Source organism: Cyclobacterium plantarum (assembly GCF_011290685.1).
Taxonomy (GTDB): domain Bacteria; phylum Bacteroidota; class Bacteroidia; order Cytophagales; family Cyclobacteriaceae; genus Cyclobacterium; species Cyclobacterium plantarum.
On record NZ_JAANYN010000008.1, the window covers coordinates 41,899 to 50,010 of the forward strand.

Below are 8,112 nucleotides of genomic sequence, written 5' to 3' on the forward strand. Positions count from 1 at the left end.
GGTGATTCCCTTAAAGTACCAAGAATGTATATTGATTTATATACCTTGGGTTAACAAAAATACGAGTTGGTAACAAGTTGACTCACCTAGTGCTGAGTGTTTTGTGACTTTCTAAAGTAAATGGATGAAATTGTTTTATGTTTAATAAAATTCAATACAACAGTATGAAAAAATATTTGGCAATTTATTTCGGAGGGGCGACTGAATCAGAGAAATCCACGCCAATGAATGAGAACTTACAACAAGAATTTATGGACGCCTGGGCGAAATGGGCAGAAAATCACAAAGATTCAGTAGTTGATTTTGGACGCCCCCTTGGAAGAGCTAAATCTGTCAATCAGACAGGAGTTACCGATAAGGAAAATAAAATGATAGCATATTCAATAGTGCACGCTGAATCCCACGAGCAAGCCGCATCTATGTTTATTGAACATCCTCATCTTAATCTTCATTCTGATAACTCAATTGAAATCATAAAAATGAGGCATATGCCAGAAATCGACTGACAAAAAAGACCTATAACACCAGAAAATTATGAAGATTTGAGGATTTAGAAAATCACATAAAAGAATTAAATTACAATTTGATAAAATAAAGCCAGTTGCCAACAAATAAATATTCCCCGCTCAGGCGGATCAGGCTGTGCGGCTTGTAATACCAATCATTAGCGGCCTGCCCCGATCTTTTCGGGTAAACCGGTGAAGTGCTTTTGATGTTTGAGTTGAGATTTTTGGGTCGCCTAAGGTGCCATGTCAGGTCAAAAAGTGAATTACCGATACCAAAATTCATTTAAAAAGTAAAAAACAGGATTATTTCAGCCACTCCCTGGCTCTTATCGAAGTTTTTTGACGGCTGGTACATAGCTCTCCCAGGCCGGTCAAAATAAGGGTTAAAATTCCGCCCGGATGTTGTATAGCCCAAAAGGTTTTCAGTTCAGCCATTTTGGCTAAAGCCGGATTTTTTGGAGTGCTGTTTTTCGGAATGGGCTTAAAGCCGCATTCCTATTCGATAACCTTTTATTTCCTGAGAACACAACGTTCTGGCAAGGCTGGCATCAAAAAAATATCACCATGCCGCTTGCCTACTTATCCGAAATGACTAATTTGAAAGTGCAAAGAAAATAGGGGAGATTTGGTGCAGTTGATGCTTTTTGGTCAGTGCCAATAAGGTATTCAGATTTATCACAACTGGGACGGAATTGTATCCCTTTGTTTAACAGGTATACGAGTTGGCGGCAACAAAAAAGAGCTTCGGGAAATGAATGAAAAGAATAAAAATTGGAAACCGATAATACTTCAAGCAGACGAGGGCGAGAAAGTACTTTTTCGTATTGGACTAATGACTTTTAAAGTGGCATCAAACCAGACCAATGATAACTTTATGATATGTGAAACAGAATTGCCCCCAAAAGCATATGTTGAACCTCATTCACACCCGGAAGCTGAAACATTTTATATACTTGAGGGCGAATTCATATTTTACGTTGAAGATATGAATAAAGGAATAAAATGTAAAAAAGGAGCATTTATAAGTGTACCGCCACATGTAGAACATAGTTTTAAAAACACAGGTGGGTACAAAGGAAAAATATTTGGAACTATGACGCCAGGCGGAGCAAAAGGATTAGAAAGTCTATTCAGAACTTTTGGAGTAGGACTTACCGACAAAGATGTTATTCCGGATTTGAATAAACCTATTGAGGATTGGGTAGCAGCAGTTGACACTTTTAGAAAAAAAAGATAATTAAGTGAAAAAATGTCAGCCGCCAACACCAATGTTTCTTTTTGGCTGAACTTCCCAAACGATCGTCCCATTCCCCATAAAATTCTGCTCGGATTAGGTATACCCCTATAGATTTTCCGTTCATCCATTTTGGCTAAAGCCAGGAGTGCTTGTTCAAACATTTAGGAATGGGCTATTTTCTATTGAGTAATAATCATTTAAAAAAAGGTTTTTTTTCCTCAATTGCCCACTGCTTTAGCTGTGGGCAATCTGGCATTTATGGAAAATTGGCTTTAGCCAAACCTTTTATCCATAACCCTTCAAATCCATATTTCACAATTTTATCTAATTCGGATTAAGCCGGGGTAGGTAATGCTTTTTCAGGGGATGGGCTAAAGCCACATTCCTATTGAGGACGAGTTGGTTAGTCGATGCATATGTCAAGCAAGCCGTTTGTGGACAATGATATATTTTTCCGATTTATTACCGTGCTATGTGAAAAGATGATCAGGACAAACCATTCCAGCGAATAATAGCTGCACTTGATGTGTATTAAAGAAATCTTTAGTATTTTTATTTTTGATGAAAAGATAAGTTTACCAGAAATTTCCTGGCGGATTTGATTGGGTTTTTATGGCTTTTGTCTGGTATTTAGACGAGTAGTAGGAACCATTATAAAAGGCAATCTTTTAGGTAGGAATATCTTGAGTTTTTGGCGAATTTTCCCCGTAAAATCGATGACCAACACAATTTTATGAGTTTGATAATAATTAAAATGTGGCTTTAAAAGGGAGTTGGGTTTTTGGTTTTCACCATTTATATTTTTATGCATTTTGGCATGGTGTGTAGGTAGAAGAAAGAGAATGTCACTAGGGTGTCATAAAATTGACGTAATGATAGTCAATTATTTAATAAATGAAATTTCTAATTTTGAGGTACCAGATTATTAAGCAATGAACAAAAATCAATTGGCACATAAAGTAAAACTTCTTAGAAAAAGGAGGGGATTTTCTCAAGAAGCTCTTGCGGAGCTTGCAGGCCTTAGCCTTAGAACGATACAGCGAGTAGAAAATGAAAATCGGAAGCCCTCAGGAGACTCATTGAAAAAAATGGCTACTGCATTGGGAGTGGATCTGGATTATTTCATGGAATGGGAGCCAAACGAAAATGCTAATTTTTTGCTGATCCTCGCTTTTTCCCCTATTCTTTGCATTGTGAATCCGATTTTGGCGGTTATCGTTCCATGGGTATTATGGATTTTAAATAAGAAACAAATTAAAGGTGTCCATAGATTAGGCTTAAAAGTGCTTTCAATTCAAGTTAGTTGGTTGATAGTCTATTTTGTGTTTAGAACTTTAAATGTTCTTAGAATTGGGTACATCATTTTAAATAAGCAAGCTTTCGTTGGAAAAGAATGGAATTCTTTTTTGTATGATGTTAATACCCATTCCTATTTGAAAATATTTTTTATTTCGATAAATATAGGGATCATTTTCTTCATTACCTATAAGACCCACAAAACCAACCATCTAAACAATTCAAAAATAAGTATCCAAGTCAATCCATCATGAAAAATCTCTTCGTTCTATTAATAGTTTCAATTGTTGCTGCCTCTTGCAGTAAAAAATCACAAGACACCTCACAGAAGTTTATTGAACCTAGTGAATATCATTTAATGGGTTATCAGGTAAAGGATATTACTTATCATGATTCTGTTAAATACTTATTAGCTAATGAACCCTATATCAGGGTCCTTGGAGATTCAACTTTCACTGTTTCTGAGGAATTGGGTCAGTTATTGTTTAAAGGAAGAAAATTCACCTATAAAGTATTTGAGGACTCTTTAATTTTAAGTAATAAACGGCAAAGACTTTCTTTTAAAATGCAGGACCTTTCTCCTAATTCATTTACGCTTGAAGTTCACAATAAATTTCTTAAACGAATTGACATGGTTAAACCTAAAGAGATGAGAAGAAAAGTGATAGAAACTGTAACCATTGAGTATTGATAGACAAACCGATAACCAAATAAATATGTGAATGGTTGGATCTAAGTCAATTTAAGTTATTACTGAGAAAACAAATCAAAGAATAGATTTTTTGGATGTAAGCCAGTACCGGTAAATGCCCGGGCCAATTGGAATTTTTTTCCGATTTCTATGACATTCCCAAAAAAACCAACTATATTGTTCGCAATAACTATTTAGATGGTAACCCATCTATGTGATTTTATTCCTAAATAAAATATTATCATGAAGTACCTGATTATTTTGCATTTATTTTTTCTACCCCTCGTCACTTCTGCACAAAGCCCATCCAGCAGGGTAGTGCATACCGTATTGGCTGACTCCATTGTGGGCAGGTATATGGCAGATTATGGTGGGGTGGATACCACTAGTTTTGTGCTGTACGGTAAATCCGGGTATTATTCTTTTGGTGAGGGAACTGTGGAGTTAAAATCGGAGAGATGTGATACTCCCATAAGCGGTACCATTACCAAATTGAAGATCCGTAAAAATACCGCTTCTGTGAAAGTGCTATTTAGCGAAGGCAAGCGCTATTACACAAAAGTCAGGTTAAAGCGTTTTAATCCAATGTCACCCTGGAGGGTAAAAACAAGGATTATTTACCCTATCTTGTCCATCCCCCGAAAAGAGCCCCTGATTATGCATTATAGCCTTAATATATGATGATTCTGTGTGGATTAGGCGTTGCAGAAGAAAGTTATGGAATGGACAATTTGCATTTCCTGAAAAATTGGACAAATGATGGAGATGTCTGGAGATCTGTTTTTTGATGATGATGGGTATTCCCCATGTATAAATGAATTTTGGGGACAAAAGGCAGCAATAAATGATCGGTAGGGAGTATTTCAACCGATATCCCTCGCTTTAGTCAAAAATTAAATAAATTTTTTATATTTATAAATCCTAACTGCCTGATAAAAGAATAAGTTTTATGGAGTTTCCGGTCATATTGGATTTTCCTGCCTTTTGTCTGATAGTTATTCACATTGTGCCTACATCAATCCTGAACAACATGAAAAAGCGAACAATTTTTATTGGGTTTTCGATCTTTCTATTCCTTTTGACCATAATTTTTGGGCTAAGGCCAATTTCTACCAGCACATTGGAAGACACGGAAGTGATTCAGGGAAATTTGGTCTCAATTGTTAGCAATGAAAAAACGAGGGATATTTCATTGAAAATTGAAGGTTACAATAAAAATTATTACATAAATCGCGGACTTGATGGAGCTCGGGATATAGTTAATCTAAGCAGCGAAATGAAGCGGTCAGAAGTGGAAATATTTTATGCCAAACATTGGACACCATTAGATCCCTTCGGAAAAAGTAAGCACGTGGCACGAATAGTATGGCATGGTGACATCATTTACGATGAGATCAATAAATGAAATAAATTTTTTCTATTTTGGCTAAAGCCAGGGATTATTCTATTCCAATTTTAAGAATGGGCTATTTCCTATTGAGTAATAATCATTTAAAACAAGGATTTTTTTCCTCAATTGCCCACTGCTTTAGCTGTGGGCAACCTGGTATTTATGCAAAATTGGCTTTAGCCAAACCCTTTACCCATAACCCTTCAAATCCATATTTCACAATTTTATCCATTTCGGCTTAAGCCGGGGTAGGTAATGCTATTTCAGGGGATGGGCTATTTCCTATTGAAGATGAATGCGATCGGATTAACCTCGGTATTGCCCGATAGCTGGAGGCAATAAGGATATTCCACCTCTATGGCTTTAGCCAAATTTTGCTACTGAGGGAACTTGGATATGCCAGGATCCTTGGGTTTATCATTAATTCTTAAACTGCTCGAATCCATATTTCACAATAATTTCATCATATTCCTTCTGGAATCTTTTTTTTGGTGATGCAGGCAAAAGTGGCATTGAGGAAATGTCAACATGCCGCTTGCCTCCGAATCCGAAATGATTAATTTGAAAAGGCAAAGAAGAGGGGTGGGTTTGGTGCAGTTATTAAGTGAGTGGCAATAAGGTATCCACTTTGTGCTTCGAAATCCGCCTGAATGCAAATCCGGAGTAGGTTGGCAATAAACCTAATTCCCTGCAAACAAGGGATTTCACAGATTTTTTAAAGGACAATTCTTCCTATATTTGAAGTATGAAACAGAGAATTTATGTTGACACTTCAGTGGTAGGCGGATACTTTGACGAAGAATTTGAAGAGCCGACCAGACAACTGTTTGACCGACTTGAGAGACAGGAAATAATCTTCGTTGTTTCCGATTTGCTTGATTTGGAACTGACTTTTGCCCCTGAAAAAGTAAAACAATTGTTGCATAAATTTTCGCCCGATAAGTTTGAGAGAATTAATCTGACCCAAGAAGCAATTGACTTGGCAAATGCTTACATTGCAGAGAAAGTTGTGGGGAAAACAAGCCTTGAAGATTGCAGGCATATTGCTCTTGCGACCATAAATAAGGTTGACGTACTTGCAAGCTGGAATTTTAAACATATAGTGAACTTAGAGAGAATAAAAGGATACAATTCAGTTAATATGCGGGAAGGACACCATATACTCGAGATACGAAGCCCCAAAGACCTTTTAAGATATGAAAACGACTAAAGAAAAAACATTGGATGCTGTGAAAATTCAGCGTGAAATCCGGGTAAAAATAAGCTCAGAGACAGAGAATATGACCTTCGAAGAATTATTGAAATATATAGAGCAGAGAGTTAAAAAAACCGGAACCAAACCAATCGGACAAAAATAAGCCCGGTGGCCAACATGGTACAGCCAGTACAAACGAAAGAGCTTTTAGATGTAATAGCTCCGATATTATCTTCAACTATTTGTTACCAGGTATGCTCTATGTAGTGTTTTTGTATAAACAATCTTTCATTGTCCGATAAAATGCCGTCCGGATTATGTATACTCCTATAGATTTCCCGTTCATCCATTTTGGCTAAAGCCAGGAGGGCTTGTTCAAACATTTAGGAATGGGCTATTTTCTATTGAGTAATAATCATTTAAAAAAAGGTTTTTTTTCCCTCAATTGCCCACTGCTTTAGCTGTGGGCAACCTGGTATTTATGCAAAATTGGCTTTAGCCAAACCCTTTATCCATAACCCTTCAAATCCATATTACACAATTTTATCCATTTCGGCAAAAGCTGCATTCCTTTTAAGATGGAATAATTTTGACCAAAACCTCCTTATTTTTCCAGGTGTTTTAAAAAAATAGATCACTATCTCTTATTCAGAATTATTTCCACAACTTATAGCCTGCAAGACAATAGCTTGTAAATATTTTTAGCAGATTGCCTGAATATAAGTTATTTTGTATTATGGAAGCCTGGCACCAGCATAAGAGGATGTTAAAGCCGGGAAAAATAAAGCCATTGCTATCAGAACCTTTAAACAGAACAGCTAAATACCATGGAAATACTAGATGAGATCAGGCTAAATTTTAACCGGGATAGCCTGCTGCTGCTGAACATCTGCATGGGTCTGGTCATGTTTGGCGTAGCCATAGAATTAAGTCTATCTGACTTCAAAAATGTATGGCAAAAGCCCAAAAGTTTAATTATCGGGTTAATGGCCCAATTCCTGGCTTTACCCTTGTTGACCTATTTGCTGATTTTATTCATTGACCCTATTCCCAGTGTTGCTTTGGGAATGCTTTTGGTGGCCAGTTGCTCAGGAGGTAACCTATCCAATTTGTTATCCGTGATGGCCGGCGGCAATGGGGCTTTATCTGTAAGCCTGACCAGCATTGCCACCCTGGCAGCCGTGATCGCTACTCCGGCCAATTTTACCTTCTGGGGAAATCTGTACCTGAGCGGTGGAACTTCCTTACCACAGATTAACATCAGTTTTATGGATATGCTGGAAACCATACTGCTGATCGTGGGCATTCCCTTGCTGCTGGGCATGTTGCTCAATCATTATTTCACCAAAATAATCGCTACCATCCGCAAGCCGATCCGCATCCTCTCCATGCTTATTTTTATCGCTTTTATCGTGGGTGCCTTTGCTGCTAATTTTGCGATTTTTCTGGAATACATTCATTTCATTGTGCTCATAGTACTATTACATAATGGCCTTGCTTATGGAGCAGGATTTGGTCTGGGACAACTTTTTGGTTTATCCATTCCGGATAAAAAGGCGATCACCATAGAAACGGGAATTCAAAATTCAGGCATTGCATTGGTGCTGGTCTTCAACTTTTTTGATGGCTTGGGAGGCATGGCCATCATCGCCGGATGGTGGGGCATCTGGGATATGATTTCCGGCCTGTTGCTCGCCTGGGGCTTGTCCAGGGTAAAACATACATCCAAAAAAGTAATGGCCTAAAGCCGCATTCCAATTGAGGAATAATCATTTGGAACCAGGATTTTTTCCTCAA

General features: G+C 37.5%; 10 protein-coding genes. 9 read left to right on the top strand and 1 reads right to left on the bottom strand.

Annotated elements, in window-relative coordinates; translation table 11 throughout:
• Positions 1-164: 164 nt before the first annotated feature.
• The gene (locus tag G9Q97_RS17640; RefSeq protein WP_166149221.1) at positions 165-506 is read left to right on the top strand and encodes a hypothetical protein; all 342 of its coding nucleotides are present in this window, start codon (positions 165-167) and stop codon (positions 504-506) included.
• Positions 507-576: 70 nt separating this feature from the next.
• Here G9Q97_RS17640 and G9Q97_RS17645 read toward each other — a convergent pair whose 3' ends face one another.
• Positions 577-789, bottom strand: coding sequence for a hypothetical protein (locus tag G9Q97_RS17645; RefSeq protein WP_166149223.1), 213 nt, complete (start codon positions 787-789; stop codon positions 577-579).
• Between the two features lie 468 nt (positions 790-1,257).
• Between G9Q97_RS17645 and G9Q97_RS17650 the strand changes: the two genes are divergently transcribed.
• The 8 genes from G9Q97_RS17650 (at position 1,258) to G9Q97_RS17685 (ending at position 8,060) form a co-directional block, all read left to right on the top strand.
• Complete coding sequence (locus G9Q97_RS17650; protein ID WP_166149225.1) at positions 1,258-1,743, top strand: cupin domain-containing protein; 486 nt, start codon at positions 1,258-1,260, stop codon at positions 1,741-1,743.
• 932 nt (positions 1,744-2,675) lie between these two features.
• Positions 2,676-3,293, top strand: a complete 618-nt coding sequence (locus G9Q97_RS17655; RefSeq protein WP_166149227.1) for a helix-turn-helix domain-containing protein — start codon at positions 2,676-2,678, stop codon at positions 3,291-3,293.
• Positions 3,290-3,730: a hypothetical protein gene (locus G9Q97_RS17660; RefSeq protein WP_166149229.1), complete on the top strand. Its 441-nt coding sequence runs from the start codon at positions 3,290-3,292 to the stop codon at positions 3,728-3,730. The genes G9Q97_RS17655 and G9Q97_RS17660 overlap by 4 nt, the downstream gene beginning before the upstream one ends.
• Positions 3,731-3,973: 243 nt before the next feature.
• Positions 3,974-4,411, top strand: coding sequence for a hypothetical protein (locus tag G9Q97_RS17665; protein ID WP_166149231.1), 438 nt, complete (start codon positions 3,974-3,976; stop codon positions 4,409-4,411).
• 349 nt (positions 4,412-4,760) lie between these two features.
• Positions 4,761-5,135, top strand: a complete 375-nt coding sequence (locus G9Q97_RS17670) for a hypothetical protein (RefSeq protein WP_166149233.1) — start codon at positions 4,761-4,763, stop codon at positions 5,133-5,135.
• 730 nt (positions 5,136-5,865) lie between these two features.
• Positions 5,866-6,330 (top strand): type II toxin-antitoxin system VapC family toxin, encoded by a 465-nt coding sequence (locus G9Q97_RS17675; RefSeq protein WP_166149235.1) that lies wholly within the window; start codon positions 5,866-5,868, stop codon positions 6,328-6,330.
• On the top strand, positions 6,317-6,478 hold the full coding sequence (locus tag G9Q97_RS17680; RefSeq protein WP_166149237.1) for a hypothetical protein: 162 nt from the start codon (positions 6,317-6,319) through the stop codon (positions 6,476-6,478). The genes G9Q97_RS17675 and G9Q97_RS17680 overlap by 14 nt, the downstream gene beginning before the upstream one ends.
• Before the next feature lie 664 nt (positions 6,479-7,142).
• Positions 7,143-8,060: a bile acid:sodium symporter family protein gene (locus tag G9Q97_RS17685; RefSeq protein ID WP_166149239.1), complete on the top strand. Its 918-nt coding sequence runs from the start codon at positions 7,143-7,145 to the stop codon at positions 8,058-8,060.
• Positions 8,061-8,112: the final 52 nt, after the last annotated feature.